Origin of the sequence: Nocardia sp. NPDC101769, from assembly GCF_044766925.1 — a bacterium.
Classification (GTDB): Bacteria; Actinomycetota; Actinomycetes; order Mycobacteriales; family Mycobacteriaceae; genus Nocardia.
The window spans coordinates 181,344-198,280 of the sequence record NZ_JBIWMX010000016.1; the positions used below are offsets into that span (position 1 = coordinate 181,344).

A 16,937-nucleotide genomic window follows, 5' to 3' on the forward strand; every position below is an offset into this window, starting at 1 on the left:
GCACCTCCGGTTCCGTGCTTCAGAAAGGCCGGGCGATCCGACCATTACATAGACACCGTATCTAATTATAGACAGAACGTCCATAATCATAGGTTTCACGTCACAGTGGTAGCAACAACCCCAGAGCGAGCGCCGTGACCACCACGAATCCAGCGACCAGGGGCGCCACCCACCCCATCGAGCTGCGACAGTCGGTCCGCAGTTGCCGCCCACGGCAATGAGCGAACACAGCGAGAACTACGAGGACAGCGGCGGGCACCATGGCTCCGACACCGGCCCGCCAGCCCGAAACCCGTGTCGAGAAATGCACCACGACCAGCGCGACCCCCGTGGCCGACGACGCCGTCCGTCGCCAGGCCAAAGCCGTGCGCTCGGCCTGCAATCCGGGATCCCGCCAGGTATCGCTCATGCGATCGCCACGGCCACACCGGCCAAGACACAGATCGTCGCGATCACCGCGGTCAGCACCACCATCAGACTCGAATCCGGCAGCGCGCGATCACCACGAATGGCGTCGTCAATCGACCGCCACCGCACATACGCCCCCGCCGCCACCACCGCGGCGAGCCCGATCACCACAGTAGCCACCACCGTCCGCACCAACGGAGTCGCGAACGTATGCACCAACTCGTGCACAGCGACACCCCCTGCGATCAACGCCAACGAGGTCCGAATCCAAGCCAGGAACGTCCGCTCGGCGGCGAGGGTGAACCTGTAGTCGACCACCCGCTCCCCAGGCACAGAAGTCTCCAACCGCACGTCACACACTGAGTCCATGGCTAGCAGGTTCCCGTGCATCCACCGACCGCGGAGCACCCGTCCCTCTCACCGGAACAATGCCTTACGCCGGCAGCACACCCACAAACCCCGCGCCGCCGCAACCCGCGTTATCGAGGACAGAAACCATTGCCTGGCAACGTATTCCACACCGCGGATCAGCCAATTTGAATTCCGACCTCGATCATCACGTTCGAGTGATCGAGACCGGCGCTACGCAACACGAAACCAACAGGCCGAATCTCCAAGCCACAAAGGGGAGCAAGGGGACCAACCCCACCACCAAACTCGGATGGCCATGAAGACAGTCCGGGTCAGCAGCCCGAAAACAGATCCGGCCGACACCTTGATGACCAACGGGTATTGACGGTGTCAGCAGCAAAGGTGATCGACTGAGGTCCGCCACAACGAATCAAACGCGAATCAAGCGATACCGGGACTCGTCGACTCTTTACAGAATAGGTCCGAAATGGGACATTATCTGTCATGAGTGAAGGCGACTTCATCAGCCTCGACGCAGCGGCGGCAATGCTCGGCATCTCCGTTCGACACGCTCGTCGCCTCGTGAATGCCGGACACCTGACGCGGGTCACCCGCGGACTGCTCGAGCGTGACTCGGTGGACCGCTATCTGATGTCGCAACGCCAAGGTCGCACCCGGGGCTGGGCGGAACATACGGCCTGGGGAGCGATCGCTCTTCTCTCCGGCGGGAAGGCCGACTGGCTCGGGCAGACTCAGGTCTCTCGGGTCCGGCGAACGCTCCGGGAGCTGACAGACCCCAACGAATTCATCGCACGGGTGCGCGACCACGCGCACGTGCGCATATTCACGGCCCACCGCGCCGCACTGCCTCGGCTCCGCACGATCGTCCTGCGTCCCGACATGAACGCTCTCGGCATCGTCGACCTCGACGAGAACTATCTCGACGGCTATATCGCCGCACAACAGCTCAACAACACAATCCAAACCCTCGGGCTACGGGATGACCCCTCCGGCAACGTCACGCTGCGCGTCACCGACTTCGACTTCGATCAGGTCGGCAAGGTCGTTGCCACAAGCGTCGTCGTCGCGGCACTCGACGCCGCAACCGCACTCGATCCGCGCATCCGGGGAGTCGGACAACGCGCTCTCACCGAGACGCTGGAGGCCTACCGATGAGCGGGCAACGACCGCGACCGACAATCGATGTCGCGTCCCCGCCTGGTGGCTGGCCACCACCCTGGCCCAATGTCGCCGAACTGGCCGACGCACTCCCGCAAAACGCCTGGACCCTCGTCGGTGGTCTCATGACTCAGCTGCACACGATCCACCACGGGATTGGCATCGTTCGGCCAACCAACGACGTCGACATCGTGCTACACATCGAGACCCGGCGTGGTATTCCGGCTGCCTCGGCGACCGCCCTTGAAGGCCTCGGCTATCAACTTCAGCCGTCCATCGACCCACGCAACAGCACCGCGCACCGGTTCGTTCGCGGGACGACAACCGTCGATCTCGCCGCAGGTGTCCCGTCAGAAGAGCACGTCGATGTCCTCATCGCCGACCATCCGGCACCCAAGGTTGTCGAACGACTCCGCGGCCGGGACATGGTACGCATCGAGGGCGGGACCCAAGCATTGCGCCGAACCATCCACGCACGCATCGAGATCGAATCAGAGACAGTCGCAAACATCTCCGTGCCAAACCCATTCGGCGCCCTGATCCTCAAAGCGGCCGCCTACACGACAGATTCCCGCGATCGAGATCGCCATCTCCACGATGCCGCGGCACTGCTGGCCTGCATCGAGGACCCGTTCGCGGAACGCGACGCCTTCGCCGGTTCCGACCGGCGCCGAATTTCCGCACTCGCCACCCAACTCGAGTTCGACCATTCCGCCTGGCGTGCGCTGCCGCGCCAACATCGGGCCCAGGCCGAGACCGCACTAGCGATCCTGTCCAACCTGGCGCCATAGCACCGAGAGCCAACCCTGACCCATCCGGCAAACGAATCGGCCCCAGCCGCCTGAAATGTTCAAGCGCTGATCAGATAACACAACGCCGCAGGTCTTTGACCTGCGGCTTGTGAGTGAGTGGATCTGACGGACCAGCATACGAACCGCGCGGTGCTGGTCGACGGACCGGGCATCGCGATCCGGCCGGTGAGTGAGCGCGGCAGACAGGTCGACCGATCCATCGGTCCCATTGCGACGAATCAACTGCAGTTTGAGCGACAAATCAACCACCCATGTTCCGACAAATCAACCAGACCTGTAGCGACGAATCGACCAGCTATATAGCGACGAATCAACCAGACGTAGAGGGAAGAACTAGCTATGATCAGGGGAAAAGCGCGACCACAGGCGCTCGTCCTACTCGACGAACGGAGCGCATGACCATGCAGACCCGAGTCATCCCTCGACGGGCCGCAGTCGCCGTCACCGACGCGCTGGCCGACACCCGGGTCGTCCTCGTCAATGGAGCGAGGCAATGCGGCAAGAGCACCCTCGTCCGCCTCGTTTCGAAGGGTCGCGACGCAGAATGGCGCGACCTCGACGTCACCCTGACCAGACAGGCCGCACTCGAGGACCCGGACGGGTTCGTCGACTCGCCGAACCTGATGGTGGTCGACGAGATCCAGCGGGTACCCGAACTGCTGCTGGCCATCAAGGCACAAGTGGACGCAGACGGACGCCCGGGTCGATACCTGCTGACAGGCTCAGCACGCATACTCGGGCTGCGAGCGCTACCGGACACCCTGGTCGGTCGCATGGAGACCATCGAACTGTGGCCCTTTTCCCAAGGCGAGATGGACGGCACACCCGACGCCTTCATCGACGCCGTCTTCACCCACCGAGACAAGTTGCGACACACCACGACCCTGCCACGCGCCGACTACGCCGAACGGATCGTCCGCGGCGGTTTCCCCGATGCTGTCGCGCGAAACACCGACAAGCGACGCAAGGCCTTCTTCGATTCCTATGTCGGCGACTTGATCACTCGCGACATCCGCCAACTGTCGGAAATCGAGCGCACCTCCGAGATGCGCGCCCTCCTGCAACTGGTCGCGGCCCGCTCCGGGCAACTGCTCGCGAACACCTCGCTCAGCAACGACCTCACTCTCGGGGCCTCGACGGTCAAGCGCTATTTGACGCTGCTCGAGGAGGTCTACCTGATCAAACGAATACCGGCATGGTCCAGAAACCTGAGCAACCGCGCGACAATGATCCCGAAGGTAGCCTTCGTCGACTCCGGTATCGCATCGAATCTCGTCGGAGCCGACGTGCGGAATATGTTGCGCCCCAACGGCCGATTCGGTCCGCTACTGGAGGGGTTCGTATTAATGGAGCTCGCACGCCAGCGAACCTGGTCTGCCGAGGACGTCGAGATGTACCACTACCGCACCAAGGACGGGGTCGAAGTCGACGCCGTACTTGAGAACCGACGTGGCGAAGTCGTCGGCATCGAAGTCAAAGCCGCCTCCACGGTGGGACCGGACGACTTCCGCCACCTCCGCCACCTCGCCGAACGCCTCGGCGAGGACTTCCTCACCGGCATCGTGCTCCACACCGGCCGGCAAACCCTGCCCTTCGGACCGAAGATGCTAGCAATGCCGGTCAGCGCCCTCTGGGAAGTCCCGAGCCCTGAACAGTGATCGGGATCGAAAGGCCACCAATCATTTTCACCGCGAACAGTCTGTGCCAGAGAAGCAAGAAAGACCCGACGTTGCCGTCGAGCCAATCTGGAGTGGAGCTAAGGGGACTCGAACCCCTGACCCCCACTACGAGGTTCATGAGACTCCCCGGTCTGCCGATGTATCACCTTCGGCTCCGACGCCAACGATCACTTCCACGACGGCACCGGACACGACCGGACCGGCCGGTCACGGTCCCAGCGAATTGTGTTCGGCAACAACTAAATACAGCGCAAGCTGAGGAACTCCCGCCGGGACCGAACTGCCCGGCTTCTACACCGCGCGACCCGGGAAGACCTCCATATCAGTTACTCGACCTCAATGACCGGTCGTCAGGGCGTCAAGTCGGCCGGCGGCAACGCAGCATCCCTGACCACTCCGGTCGAGACGGTCCATGATGCCGGAGTAGACAATTGAGCAGGGAAAATGGCGACACCGGTCGGCGATGTCCTTCCGGTCCGCGAGCGGTCATCCCTCGGTCGCACCCGACGCCGGCACCAGTTCGCCGACGAAAGCGCGGGGTAACCGTTGGGGCTGGATCGAGTCTGCGCCCACACCCGATTGTTGTCCCAACGCGGCGCCTGCCAACAGCTGAGTGGCAGGGCACCCAGCGTCGGCGATCGCCGCGCAACCGGCCGCACTGGACCGGAATGCGGTGATGTCGCTACCGGATCGAGTGGTTGGTCAGTAGCTGTAGGGGCCGAAGCGCCCCCAGGCCACGAATGCCGCTGCGGCCAACAGCACGAGGTTGACCACGATCGCCGAGGGTTCCGCGCGACGGGTATGAGTGACGATGGCCAGGGCCATGATCGCGGCCACGCCGACCGCAGCGATCGGTGTGAGAATCGGTGCGATCCCGTCCATGCCGGCAGTATCAGCCCGAGCGTGCCGAGTAGCTCGGCCGCGCCGATCAGGCGCAGCGTGACGGTGGAGGCGCCTTCGACCCACGGCAGGTTCTCGGCGAGCTTGTCCTTGGGCTGGGTGGACTTCATCACCCCGGCCACTGCGAACAAAACGGCCGATACCCCAGCCACGATCCACAAGCCGACATTCACAGGGCAACTCCTTCATCCGGGCGGGACCGTCCCGGGGTCGTGCCAGGTCAGGGGGTGAAAATCTTCTCGACCTGGTCGCGCTGGACGTGCAGGTCCCAGTACAGCGGGGAGATCTGGTCCGCGGAGGCGCTCGGGGTGCCTTCCGGAGCGCGGTCACCGATCCACGCCCCGATGGCCACGTGCGCGGCCTGGATGCCCTCGGGTTCGAGTTCCTTGTGCAAGTTCAGCACCCACGAGCGCAGGGCCGCTCCGGCGGTGTTGATGTCACCGAGCATCGGGGTGGGATCCACCGACCCTGCTCCGGTGGTGAACAGCCGTGTGCCGGTACCGGCGCCGCATCGCGGGCAGCCAGCGCTCGGCGTCGATGGCCGCGCGGCAGCCGGTGCCGGCCGCGGTGATCGCCTGGCGGTAGGTGTGGTCGACCAAGTCTCCGGCGGAGAACACACCGGCGACATCCGTTGCGGTGCCGGATCCTTCGACCAGCACGTACCCCTCGTCGTCGAGCGCCACCTGGCCGCGGACCAGCTCGCTGCGCGGGTCGTGACCGATGGCCACGAACAGGCCGGTCGCGGCCAGCTCGGAGGTCTCGCCGGTGCGGGTGTTGCGCAGCGTGAGGCTGGTCGCACTCGAGTTGCCGTGTACCACAACGACTTCCGCGTCGAGCCGGAAGTGGATCTTCTCGTTCGCCTTTGCGCGCTCGAGCATGATGCGGGAGGCCCGGAACTCCTCGCGGCGGTGCACCCTTCCCGTTTCGGAAAGGCGGCCTCTCGGTGAGTTCAACATGTCTCGGCGCGGGGAGCCGGCGACCTGGTTCCCGCTTTCGTCACGAATGTCCCATTCGGGCAAGGCGGTTCATCTGGTATCGACCGCTGGTGGGCAGGAGGCGTTCTTCGAGGGACACGCCATGCGTTCGTGGTGCTGGGCGGGGTTCCGCGGCGGATTCGCACTCCCGCGTGGCCTTCTACTCATTGCCCCCTGTTCGCGACGAAGCGGTAGCGGGGCAGGAGTTCGGCGGATTTCGCGCGATAGCTCGCAATATTGGCGGTTTTGATGCTCTCATAGCCGCGGATCATGTCCGGTAGTTCGGTGATTTCGATTGCGAGGGGGTGGGTGTCGGCGCGCAACGAGTCGAGGAGCTCCATGACGGTGGCGCGATACTCGGTGATCAATGCGCGCTCGGTTCTGCGTATTACGGCGGCGCCGAAGGGGTCCAGCCGGGTACCACGGACTCGACGCAGGGCGACCAAGGCTCGATATACGGGGCGGAACCAAGGGCCGAGTTCCAGCTTGTTCTTCATGCCCAGGGCCCGTAACACTGGGGGATGCAGGCGGTAGTAGATGCGGGCGCCGCGACCGAATTCCGCTTCGATGGCGGTGCGGACCGTGGGGTCGAGTGAGAGGCGAGCGACCTCGTACTCGTCTTTGTAGGCCATGAGCTTGTACAAGTTTCGCGCCACGGACTCGGTGAGTGCGGTCGAGCCGGGGAGCTTTTCGGTTTCGGCGCACATTACCTGTGCGATGAAGGTGCTGTATTGCTTTGCGTAGGAGAGGTTCTGATATGAGATCAGATCGGGAACCCGGATACTGAGCAGGCGATGGAGTTCCGATGCGGGCTCGGTGGAGATGGTCGCGATGAGCTCCGCCGCCGCATTCGACAGTGGGTGAGGCGTTTCGGCCGGTCCGCCGGTCTCGGCCACGGCCGCCGCGAAGGCGACCGGGTCGGCGACCGACAGGCGGCCGAATCGGAACGCCGATGTATTCGCCTCGACCTGAACACCATTGAGGACGATGGCTGCTTCGATATCCGCAGGCTTCAGCGGCAAGGCACCCGTCTGCACGGCTGCGCCCGCGAGCAGCAGATTGGCGAACTGATCCGCGCCGAGCAAGGCATTCGCGGCACTGCGTGCGTCGAGGAAGAAGGACTCGGTGGTGTTCGCCTCTACCTGGTCCCGAATCGGGCCGGCGGCGGGGAAAGCAACGGTCGGGTCGGTGACCATTTGTCCGGTCGGGACTTCGCTGGTGGAGATCACCGCGACCGTTCGGGTGGGATCGGCGGCGGCGAGATAGCGGGGGTCGGCGGCGACCAGCAGATCGCATCCGAGATAGAGGTCGCACCCACCGGCAATGGCCTTGCTGCCCTGTTCGATCGGGTCTCGCGAGAGCGTGATGTCGGAGACGACCGCTCCGCCCTTCTGCGCGAGTCCGGTCTGATCCAGCGCCCGCACGCGCAACCCCGACAGCGTGGCCGCCGTACTGAGCAGCTGCGCCAGTGTCACCACGCCGGACCCGCCGACGCCGGTGATGCGAGTGGTGTGGGTGCCGTGAAGGGTTCCGGACGGGGCGGGAAGGTTATCCAGGTCGATAGCAGGGCCCGCCGGGCGACGGCGTGCCCCGGATGGCACGACGGAAAGGAAAGACGGGCAGTCCCCGGCTAGGCAGGAGCGGTCGATATTGCAGGACGACTGGTCGATACGGGTCTTGCGGCCGAATTCGGTGTCGAACGGTTGCACGGACAGGCAGTTCGACTTTTGCCCGCAATCCCCACAGCCCTCGCAGACTCGTTCATTGATCACGATGCGCTCGGCCGGCGTGGGCGCGAGTCCGCGTTTGCGTTTACGTCGCAGCTCGGTGGCGCATTCCTGATCGTGAATGAGCAATGTGACACCGGCTGTGCGGGACAGGGTTTCCTGAGCTTCGATCAGGCGATCACGGTGCCAGACCTGAACGCCCCTGGGCAGCACGACTTTTCGATACCTCTGCACCTCGTCGGTCGTTACGATGATCCGCACGACGCCTTCGGCCAGCATTGCCGAACAGACCGCGGACACCGGCATGACTCCGACGGCCTGTTGACCACCGGTCATCGCCACCGCGGAGTTGTACAGCAGTTTGTAGGTGATGTGGCTGCCCGCCGCGATCGACGCACGAATGGCGAGGCTGCCCGAATGGTGAAAGGTGCCATCGCCGAGGTTCTGAAGCAGATGTGTGCGTTCGAGAAACGGGGCCATGCCGATCCATTGTGTGCCCTCGCCACCCATTTGGGTGAGGCCGGTGACGGTGCCCACCTGGTCGGGGCTCATCAGCGACACCATGCCGTGGCAGCCGATGCCCGCACCGACCGTCGCTCCGTCCGGCGTCTTGGTCGAGATATTGTGCGGGCAGCCCGAACAGAAGTACGGCGTCCTGGTGACGAGTGGCAGTGCGCGCGGGATGATTCCGGTGCCGCGCTGACTCGCGCGCCATCGGTCCACCGAGGGAAACCCGCCGATGATCGACAGCCGGGCGGCGAGTTTCGCCGCGATGATGTCCGGGTCGAGTTCGCCGTCGGAGGGCACGAATACCGCGCCGCCGGGCAGTCGTTTACCGAAGACAGCGGGCGCGCCGGAGCCTCCGTAGAGCAGATCCTTGACCGCGATTTCGATGAACGGCCGCTTCTCCTCGATCACGAGGATCTCGTCCAGTCCCTCGGCGAATCGCCGCACGACCGACGGCTCGAGCGGATGGATCATCCCGAGTCGCAGCAGCCGTACGCCGCCGCGCGCCAGCTCGGCCTCGTCGAGCCCGAGCATGCGTAAGGCTTGGCACACATCGAGATAGGTCTTGCCCGCCGCGACGATCCCCAGCCGATCACCGACACCGCTGTGGGTGATTCGATTGAGATCATTCGCCACGGCATAGCGCCGCGCGATCTCGAGCCGTGCGCCCTCGCGGCTGCGTTCGAGCACACCGAGCGTCGGCTGCAGCACCTGCGCGGTCACCTCGTGCCGGTAGGCGACGCCATCGACGGTCTGATCGGGCAGGACGGGCTGGACTCGGTCGGGGTCCAGATCCACCGTCCCCGATCCGTCCGCAACGTTGGTCGCGATTTTCAGCGCCACCCACAGCCCGCACGCTCGCGACATCGCCACGCCGTGCAGCCCGAAGTCCAAGGCCTCCTGCGGATCCGACGGATAGAGGATCGGCAGACCCAGATCGGCCAGCAGCCCCTCGGATGCGCCGGGCACGGTGGAGGACTTTGCGGCCGGATCGTCGCCGACGAGCGCCAACACGCCGCCTTCTGGATGCGTGCCCATCAGGTTCGCGTGCCGGATGGCGTCGGAGGCGCGATCCAGGCCCGGCGACTTTCCGTACCAGAGCGCGATGACACCGTCGACGCGCTTGTCGTCCTGGGTTGCCGCCAATTGCGTGCCCTGCACCGCGGTCGCCGCCAGCTCTTCATTGACTCCTGGCCGGAAGACGATGTCGTGCTCGTCCAGCAGGGCGGCATTGCGAGCGAGTTCGGTGTCGTACCCGGCGAGGGGTGAGCCTTCATAGCCGGAGATGAAGGCCGCGGTACGCCGTCCGGCACGCAGGTCGGCGCGCCGCAATTCCAGCGGCAGCCGCGCGAGCGCCTGGATACCGGTGAGGTGCACGGCACCGGACCTCCGGGTGTATCGGTCCGAAAGGGCGGCCCGCACAATCTGATTCGTCACGGAATGACTTCTTCCAAGGTGGGAGCGTCAGGAAACGGATTCGTGAACCCGCAAGCTGTTCGGAGTGCGGCGGCAAGGTCGGCTGCCGCTGTATCGGAGTGGCGATCGGTGAACCAGGCGATGTGACCGTCCGGGCGGATCAGGATCGCTCCGGCTGCCCCGATGCCCAGCCGACCGGCATCGAGGTCGACATCGTGCCCGATCACGAAGGCCCGGCATGGGATCTCGCCGATCGCCTCGGAAAGTGCTGTCGCCCAGCTAGATCCGTTCGGACCGGCGATCACGGTGAACCATGGCCCGAGCAGATCGAGGGTGGACACCGTGACGCCTTCGTGGCGGGTCCACGCATGCGGCAACCGGCCGCCGACAACCGCGGTGGTTATCGGATCGGCGGATGCCTCGACCGGACCGTAGACGTAACCGAGTTCCTGGTCCAGATCATCGAAATGCTCTCGGTGCCTGGGGATTGCGGCGGCGAGCCGGTCCCGCTCCAGCCCGGCGATCGCGGGATCAGCGCTGTCGAGACGCTGTGCGATATCGACGGTCAGCGGCCCGATTCCGGCATCGACCATCTTCAAGGCATTGCCGACACTGCGCTCGCTGTTGCGCAGCGCGACGGTACGACGATCGGCTTCGTAGCTGTCCAGCAGGGATTCCGGCGCCCAGCCGTCGAGTACGGCGGCGAGCTTCCACCCCAGATTGTCGGCGTCGGCAAGTCCGGTATTCATGCCGAGACCTCCCGTCGGCGGGAACTGGTGTGCGCTGTCGCCCGCGAGCAGTACCCGGCCCTTGCGATAGCTTCCCGCCGTGCGCGCCGCCATCGACCACGTGCCCACCGATCGGATGTCGACGGCTAGATCGGGGCTGCCGACGGCGATGCGTACCAGGTCGATACAGCGCTGCGGGGTGTAGTCGGACAATGACTCCCGAGCCGGGTCGAACGGCCGGTTCAGCGTCCATCGGTGCTTGCCGTCCATTCCGATGAGCACACCCGGCGACTCGGCGTTGATCATCCAGATCAACAGGGCCGGATCGGGTTCGGTCCAGGGCGACAGATCCGCGTGGAAGTAGATGTTCACCTGCTGCCCCAGTTCGGGCAGTCCCGCCATGTCGATGCCGAGGTCGGCGCGGAGGGTGCCCGCTGCCCCATCCGCCGCGACGACGTAGTGGGCGCTCAAAGCTTCTCGGGCACCGCCTGATTCGACGACGACATCGACTCGTTCCCCGATATCGGTGACGCGGACGACACGGGTATCGAATCGGACAGTGGCCATGCCCTGCGCCCCGAGTGCGTCGAGCAGACGTTGTTGGACGCGGTCCTGCGCACACGACGTAATCATCTCTGGAGAGGCATTGGCGCGCCGCAGGATTCGTTCCCGATCGAGGTCGGCAAGGTTGATCCGGCCGAGCGCACGGTCCGCCAGCGTCTGCTTCCAGACGATATTCAGCATCCACTCCGGCGCGACCGCGTCGCTCGTGACCGAGTCTGCGATACCCCACGCGCGCAATAGCTCCATCGAGCGCGTATTGACCACGTGGGCGCGCGGATGCGGATTGACCCCACCGAATCGCTCACACACGATGCTCGAAATACCGTGTTGTCCAAGCACATACGCTGTCGCGAGACCAACCGGGCCCGCGCCGGCGATGAGCACCGGGGTTCGTTCGGCCGCGCTCACGGCCGCCGCACCAGCTCGGCGAACGGCTCGCCCGCTTCGAAACGGGCGACGAGTTCGTCCGCGTCGAATTCGACCCCGATGGGGTTGGCGGCGAACGCACCGGATTCGAAGAAGTCCGTCAACTCCGCGTCGCTGGCGAAATTGTCGATCTGCAATTCGATGTGGTTGCCCTCCGGGTCCTCGTAATACATCGAGGTGGTCGGGCCGTGGTTGATCGTCCAGAAGGGTTGCACACCGGCACTCTTCAGCCGCTGGTAGGTGCCGAGCAGCTCGGCGAGCGAGTCGTAGGCGAAGGCCACGTGATGCAGACCCGAATGAGCGTCGGTGGGGCGCTGGGATGCGCCGGTGGCGAGGAACGCGACGCGATGGTGCTCCTCGTCATAGGTCACGAAGGCCAGCATGTCGTTGCCGAATGCCAGGCGGCCCTCGAGAACCCGCAAGTACCAGTCGACCATTTCGGGTAGCCGACCGGTACGCAGGACGACGTGCGCGAGTTTTGCGGGTGATGCCATGAGCGGACTCTCCTTTGAGCCGGAACTTCTCTTGAATGCGATACAAGAGAAGCTAGGCTCGCTCATGAATGAAAGTCAAGAGGCGTCGATCAGTTGGCCTCCGCAGTGGCCGCGAGCGAAGTGATGAGCAGATCAACCAACTCACCGGTGGGCCGGTCCAGGCGGCGAACACTGACCAGCAACCCCTCGAACAGCACATGAGCCAGATCGACGATGGACGCGAGGTCCGCATCGTTGCCGGCCCGCCGCGAGATGGCCGCGAGCAGGCGTCCTTCCAGCCATTCCTGCATCCGTTCGTAGACCGTGTGAAGCGCCGCGGACTCCGCCATACGTTCGTAGGCGACCCGATGCAATCCGCGGTAGGGCTCCATCCGCAGCAGCATGGCGACCAGCTCGTCGCGCGGATCGCCGGCCAAGCCCGGATCGGCCGCTACCTGCGCGCTCGCCTCGTCGAAGATCGAATCGATCACCGCGGCGAAGAGGTCGTCCTTGGTAGGGAAATACCAGTGCACCGCCGCAGCCGCGATACCCGCTGCCCGGCCGACCGCCGCCACGCTGGTGCCGCGATAGCCATCCGCTGCGAAGAGTTCGCGAGCCTGCGTGACCAGTTCGGCCTGACGTTCAGCTTTGGGTATCTCCTGGCGATTCTTGGGCATGAGGCAACTCTAGAGCCCGCTCTTGACTGGGAACCAAGACGTGCTCTTAACTGTTAATCAAGAGAAGGGGCCGGTGCACCGCCGGTGAACACAAGGAGGTCCGACATGCGTCTCTACACCACCGACGACGGGCTCGCGCGAGAGGACCGATCCGGCGTGCTCGCGGTTCTCGACCTGCCCTACGCGGATGTAGGCGCACTGGTGCGCGGTCCCGGACTCGATGCCGCCCGCACTGCGAGAACCCTTCGCGAACAGGCCATCGACCAGGCGATACTGCGACCACCGGTGGCGCGTCCCGGGAAGGTGCTGATCGTCGGTTTGAACTACGGCAGCCATGCGGAAGAGGCGCTGGAAATGTTCGCGGCACTGGGGCAACCCGGCATCACACTGCCCAGCGAGCCGAACCTGCAAGTCACCGCGGGCTCGGCGGTGACCGGCCCCGCCGATCCGATCCTGCTGCCGGCCGTCGCCGCGGAACAGGTCGACTACGAAGGTGAGGTCGCTGTCGTCATCGGCACCCCCGCGAGCTGCGTGACCATCGACCAAGCCTGGCGTCACGTGGCCGGGCTGACCGTCGTCAACGACGTGTCCGCACGCGATATCCAACGCCGGGCCATGACCGGCGACCCCACCGCGTCGATCGGCATCGCCAAGAGTTTCGACACCTTCAAACCGCTGGGCCCCTGCCTGGTCACCGCCGACGAATTCACCGAGACACCCGATCTCGCCATCCGGACCCGAGTGAACGGGACGCTGCGCCAAGAGGATCGGACCAGCAGCTTCATCCACTCCATCCCGGAACTGATCGCACACCTGTCCCGCTATCAGACCCTCGAACCTGGCGACGTAATCTGCACGGGCACTCCACGTGGCGCCGGAGTGTTCTCCGGAAGCTATCTGCGCGCGGGCGACCTCGTCGAGGTGGAGGTCGAAGGAATCGGCGTGCTCGGCAATCGGGTGGTGCGCGCGTGAACGCGCCATCCGAGGTAGCGACCGCGCTCGATCAACTCGCCCGGATCGAGTCCGTACCGCTGTCCGGTCGGGATCTACCCAGCAGCACCCACGACCTGCTCACGCGCACCGCCGATCGTTGGCACGACCAGCCCGCGCTGCACTTGCTGCCGGGCGGGCGCGGATGGGATCAGCCCGAAACCTGGTCGTATGGCGAGCTTTTGCGCCGGGTCGGGCAGGCCGCGAACCTGTACGCCGCGCTGGGGCTCGCCCCGGGTGGTGTCGTCGGCATCATGCTGCCCAATACCGGGACCACCTACGCCGCGCTGTTCGGCGCACAGGCGATCGGCATCGCCAACCCGGTCAACCCGATGCTCGCCGTCGAGCACATCGTCGATATCTTCCGGCTCACCGACGCGCGCGTACTCGTCGCTCCGGCAGCGGATCTCGATGCCGAAATGTGGCGCGAAGCCTGCGCGGTGGCCGCGGCGCTGCCCGAACTGCATGCGTTGATCTCCGTCGGCGGTGCGATCGAAGACGCGCCGCCCCAATGGATCGGAGACTTCGACGAGCTGGCCGCCGCCGAGCCGGCGGAGCTCACTTTCGACCGGAGACCCGGGCCTGCGGATGTGGCCGCGTACTTCCACACCGGTGGCACCACCGGCACCCCCAAGGTCGCGGCCCACACACATGCGAACCAGGTGTACCTCGCTTGGGCACTCGCACAGCACGCTGTCTTCGCCGGAGAGTCGGTGGTGCTCGCCGGACTGCCGATGTTCCATGTCAACGCGGTGCATGTGACCGCTCTCGCGCCGTTCCATTCCGGGCGACCCGTGGTATCACTAGGGCCGCTGGGCTATCGGGACAGGGCGGCGATGGCTGACTTCTGGCGGATTGTGGAACGGTATCGGATCACTACCTTTTCGGCGGTTCCAACTGTGTACGCCGCCCTTCCGGCAGTGCCGGACGGGGTCGACATCTCGAGTTTGCGGGCAGGAATCGTCGGTGCCGCACCACTTCCCAGCCGAGTCCGGACGGACTTCGAATCCGCCACCGGGGTGCCCATGCTCGAAGGCTACGGCCTCACCGAGGCCACCTGTGTCAGCGTGCTCGCGCCGGTGACCGGCAGCAGGCCCGGTGCACTAGGTCTGCGACTGCCGTATCAGCGGATCAAGGCGGTGCGGGTCGACGAAGACGGTCGGCCCACCGGCGACTGCGCACCTGACGAGGCCGGGGTGCTCGCCATCCAAGGCCCCAGCGTCTTTCGCGGATATCTCCGAGCCGGATCCGCGGGAGCGCAGCCCGACCCGGCCGGAATCGTGGTGGACGACTGGTTGATCACCGGAGACCTGGGCCGAGTCGATGCCGGGGGATTTGTCACGTTGGCCGGGCGAGCCCGGGATGTCATCATCCGCGGCGGGCACAATATAGACCCACTGCTGGTCGAGGAATCGCTGCTCGCGCATCCGGATATCGTTGCCGCCGCGGTGGTTCCGCGACCGGACAGCCATTCCGGCGAGGTGCCTGCGGCCTACGTCGTCCTGCGCTCCGGTGCGACGGCCCAGTCGGCGGACCTGTTGGCATGGGCCGCCTCGCACGCGCCCGAACCGGCGGCTGCCCCGAAGTTCCTGCACCTCATCGCGGCGATACCGCTCACCGCCGTCGGCAAGGTGCACAAGGTGCCGCTGATCCACGACGCGGTACGTCGGGTGGTATCGCGGGAAATACGCGACGCCGGGCTGTGCGGAGACAGCGTCGTATCAACGGTGAACGGCCGCGCTCATGCACGAATTCAGTTGGAGAACAGTGGGTCCGGCGAACGGATCAGCGTGTTGGCCGGACGGCTCGACGCCTACTCGTTCTCCTACATCGTCGATCAGAATTAGGTTTGCGCAGCCCGTTTCGATACTCGGCTCGGCGGCCCGGACCTGGTCGACTGCGACGGCGCAACGCGCCGTTGGTCCGGTGCCCGCTACGCACCCGATCACCTCCTGCCCACCGATCCGGCGGCACGGTCACCCGGAAGCCAACACCCGCCCGACGAGCTGCACGTACCCTGCAAGGAGGATCACGGTCGATTCGGATAGCTGAATCCCGCTTCGATCGTCAGCGTTCCCCATGAAAATCGCTGGTCGGCGCGCATCGAGGCACGCAACCGGGCGGTGGACCAGATCGTGCTGGAGGAGATCCGCGAACGAGATGCCGGCGGAACGCGGCGAGACGACGTTCTCGACATCCTGAACATCCTGCTCGGACTGCGACCCGAGCACGACAGCTTCGAAAACCACGCCATCTGCGACCAGCTCAGACTGCTCCTGATCGCCGGACACGACACGACAGCCACCATCATCGCGTGGACGATCGATCAGGTGCTGCACACCCCCGGAGCAGCGGAGAACATCCGAGATGCGGCCGAACAGGGTTCGGGGAGTTTCCGATGTCTCGAGACATCACATTGTGTCCTGCCGGGGAATCGAACCTGCGACATCTCGGTCGGGTCGCTTTCACGATGAGCTCGAAACCGCTGCGCCGGACCACTTCTCACCTGCATAGCCTGCAACAGATTGACATGGAACGACTTTCGGCATACGCCTGCCCGGGTTCAAGGACTTTCGGAATGCCGGAGAAGCTCGGCGGGCTGCGATCGTGGCAGAAAGGGACGACCCGGAGGTCGGCCACACCGCCCGACTCCACGACTCAAAGAGAAATTGAATCGAAACCGTGGGGTAAGCGCGGGGTCGGCGCAATACAAACAGGTCGGGCCCGGCAAAATGCCGGGCCCGACCTGCATTGATGGGTGGAGCTAAGGGGACTCGAACCCCTGCCTCCGGGGCGTGGAGGCCCTGCTCACATCGATCAAGCGAAGTCAAAACCAGTGGTAACAGCGATTTCAGGGGATCTCGCTGCAGTTGACGGCCGAAACGATAACGCCTCGCTACTGACGCCGTCAACACCTTTGAAACCGTGTCGCGCCAACCCGGCAACCGCCTAGCCAAACCCACCCGAGCGCGCCCTCACCTCGTAGCATCACCAGCCGAGACGACATCGGTGTCGGCAGCACGTGAAAAATGGATCTGGCACAAATTTCGTGATGCGGTTGGCCGAGCTGCTCAGTCACTCAACAGGATTCGCTTTCGGAGAAGGTCTGGTTTCGCGCGCCCGAAC

At 65.0% G+C, this 16,937-nt stretch carries 14 protein-coding genes and 2 pseudogenes; 6 read left to right on the plus strand and 10 right to left on the minus strand.

The genetic code is table 11. The features are described from left to right. Positions 1 to 100 precede the first annotated feature (100 nt). Entirely contained in the window at positions 101 to 409 is a 309-nt protein-coding gene (locus ACIRRA_RS24910) for a DUF202 domain-containing protein (protein ID WP_402772422.1), read from the minus strand. Beyond that, positions 406 to 741, minus strand: a complete 336-nt coding sequence (locus ACIRRA_RS24915) for a YidH family protein (protein ID WP_402772425.1) — start codon at positions 739 to 741, stop codon at positions 406 to 408. The genes ACIRRA_RS24910 and ACIRRA_RS24915 overlap by 4 nt, the downstream gene beginning before the upstream one ends. Before the next feature lie 522 nt (positions 742 to 1,263). Between ACIRRA_RS24915 and ACIRRA_RS24920 the strand changes: the two genes are divergently transcribed. From ACIRRA_RS24920 to ACIRRA_RS24930, 3 genes are all read left to right on the plus strand, one after another. Further along, positions 1,264 to 1,935, plus strand: coding sequence for a helix-turn-helix domain-containing protein (locus ACIRRA_RS24920; RefSeq protein ID WP_402772428.1), 672 nt, complete (start codon positions 1,264 to 1,266; stop codon positions 1,933 to 1,935). Positions 1,936 to 2,063: 128 nt separating this feature from the next. Then, positions 2,064 to 2,729, plus strand: a complete 666-nt coding sequence (locus ACIRRA_RS24925; protein ID WP_402772431.1) for a hypothetical protein — start codon at positions 2,064 to 2,066, stop codon at positions 2,727 to 2,729. Positions 2,730 to 3,145: 416 nt separating this feature from the next. Next, a complete protein-coding gene (locus tag ACIRRA_RS24930) occupies positions 3,146 to 4,408 on the plus strand; it encodes an ATP-binding protein (RefSeq protein WP_402772434.1) in 1,263 nt (420 codons plus the stop codon). A gap of 723 nt (positions 4,409 to 5,131) precedes the next feature. On the opposite strand, the gene ACIRRA_RS24935 is transcribed toward ACIRRA_RS24930, so the two are convergent. The 8 genes and pseudogenes from ACIRRA_RS24935 to ACIRRA_RS24970 all read right to left on the minus strand — a co-directional run bounded on the left by ACIRRA_RS24935 (position 5,132) and on the right by ACIRRA_RS24970 (position 12,821). Further along, a complete protein-coding gene (locus tag ACIRRA_RS24935; protein ID WP_402772437.1) occupies positions 5,132 to 5,311 on the minus strand; it encodes a DoxX family protein in 180 nt (59 codons plus the stop codon). Positions 5,312 to 5,367: 56 nt separating this feature from the next. Further along, positions 5,368 to 5,439, minus strand: a pseudogene (locus ACIRRA_RS24940) (hypothetical protein); the annotation flags it as partial. A gap of 110 nt (positions 5,440 to 5,549) precedes the next feature. After that, positions 5,550 to 5,792, minus strand: a complete 243-nt coding sequence (locus ACIRRA_RS24945; protein WP_402772440.1) for a hypothetical protein — start codon at positions 5,790 to 5,792, stop codon at positions 5,550 to 5,552. Then, positions 5,767 to 6,243 (minus strand): annotated as a pseudogene (locus ACIRRA_RS24950) (FAD-dependent oxidoreductase); the annotation flags it as partial. The gene ACIRRA_RS24945 and the pseudogene ACIRRA_RS24950, both read right to left, overlap by 26 nt. Positions 6,244 to 6,467: 224 nt before the next feature. Further along, the gene (locus tag ACIRRA_RS24955; protein ID WP_402772443.1) at positions 6,468 to 9,974 is read right to left on the minus strand and encodes an indolepyruvate ferredoxin oxidoreductase family protein; all 3,507 of its coding nucleotides are present in this window, start codon (positions 9,972 to 9,974) and stop codon (positions 6,468 to 6,470) included. After that, positions 9,971 to 11,653, minus strand: a complete 1,683-nt coding sequence (locus tag ACIRRA_RS24960) for an FAD-dependent monooxygenase (protein WP_402772446.1) — start codon at positions 11,651 to 11,653, stop codon at positions 9,971 to 9,973. Before ACIRRA_RS24960 ends, ACIRRA_RS24955 begins: the two co-directional genes overlap by 4 nt. Then, positions 11,650 to 12,165 (minus strand): VOC family protein, encoded by a 516-nt coding sequence (locus tag ACIRRA_RS24965; protein ID WP_402772448.1) that lies wholly within the window; start codon positions 12,163 to 12,165, stop codon positions 11,650 to 11,652. Before ACIRRA_RS24965 ends, ACIRRA_RS24960 begins: the two co-directional genes overlap by 4 nt. An 89-nt stretch (positions 12,166 to 12,254) precedes the next feature. Then, entirely contained in the window at positions 12,255 to 12,821 is a 567-nt protein-coding gene (locus ACIRRA_RS24970; protein WP_402772451.1) for a TetR/AcrR family transcriptional regulator, read from the minus strand. A gap of 105 nt (positions 12,822 to 12,926) precedes the next feature. On the opposite strand from ACIRRA_RS24970, the gene ACIRRA_RS24975 reads away from it, so the two are divergent. The 3 genes from ACIRRA_RS24975 (at position 12,927) to ACIRRA_RS24985 (ending at position 16,285) form a co-directional block, all read left to right on the plus strand. After that, complete coding sequence (locus tag ACIRRA_RS24975) at positions 12,927 to 13,793, plus strand: fumarylacetoacetate hydrolase family protein (protein WP_402772454.1); 867 nt, start codon at positions 12,927 to 12,929, stop codon at positions 13,791 to 13,793. After that, positions 13,790 to 15,658: an acyl-CoA synthetase gene (locus ACIRRA_RS24980; RefSeq protein WP_402772457.1), complete on the plus strand. Its 1,869-nt coding sequence runs from the start codon at positions 13,790 to 13,792 to the stop codon at positions 15,656 to 15,658. The genes ACIRRA_RS24975 and ACIRRA_RS24980 overlap by 4 nt, the downstream gene beginning before the upstream one ends. Before the next feature lie 288 nt (positions 15,659 to 15,946). After that, positions 15,947 to 16,285 carry a cytochrome P450 gene (locus ACIRRA_RS24985; protein ID WP_402772483.1) on the plus strand — a complete coding sequence of 113 codons (339 nt, stop codon included), beginning with the start codon at positions 15,947 to 15,949 and terminating at the stop codon, positions 16,283 to 16,285. Positions 16,286 to 16,937 lie beyond the last annotated feature (652 nt).

Coding starts and splice junctions, on each gene's coding strand:
- ACIRRA_RS24965 (WP_402772448.1), bottom strand. CDS start 12,165: ATGGCATCACCCGCAAAACTCGCGCACGTCGTCCTGCGTACCGGTCGG.
- ACIRRA_RS24930 (WP_402772434.1), top strand. CDS start 3,146: ATGACCATGCAGACCCGAGTCATCCCTCGACGGGCCGCAGTCGCCGTC.
- ACIRRA_RS24910 (WP_402772422.1), bottom strand. CDS start 409: ATGAGCGATACCTGGCGGGATCCCGGATTGCAGGCCGAGCGCACGGCT.
- ACIRRA_RS24970 (WP_402772451.1), bottom strand. CDS start 12,821: ATGCCCAAGAATCGCCAGGAGATACCCAAAGCTGAACGTCAGGCCGAA.
- ACIRRA_RS24935 (WP_402772437.1), bottom strand. CDS start 5,311: ATGGACGGGATCGCACCGATTCTCACACCGATCGCTGCGGTCGGCGTG.
- ACIRRA_RS24925 (WP_402772431.1), top strand. CDS start 2,064: ATGACTCAGCTGCACACGATCCACCACGGGATTGGCATCGTTCGGCCA.
- ACIRRA_RS24920 (WP_402772428.1), top strand. CDS start 1,264: ATGAGTGAAGGCGACTTCATCAGCCTCGACGCAGCGGCGGCAATGCTC.
- ACIRRA_RS24975 (WP_402772454.1), top strand. CDS start 12,927: ATGCGTCTCTACACCACCGACGACGGGCTCGCGCGAGAGGACCGATCC.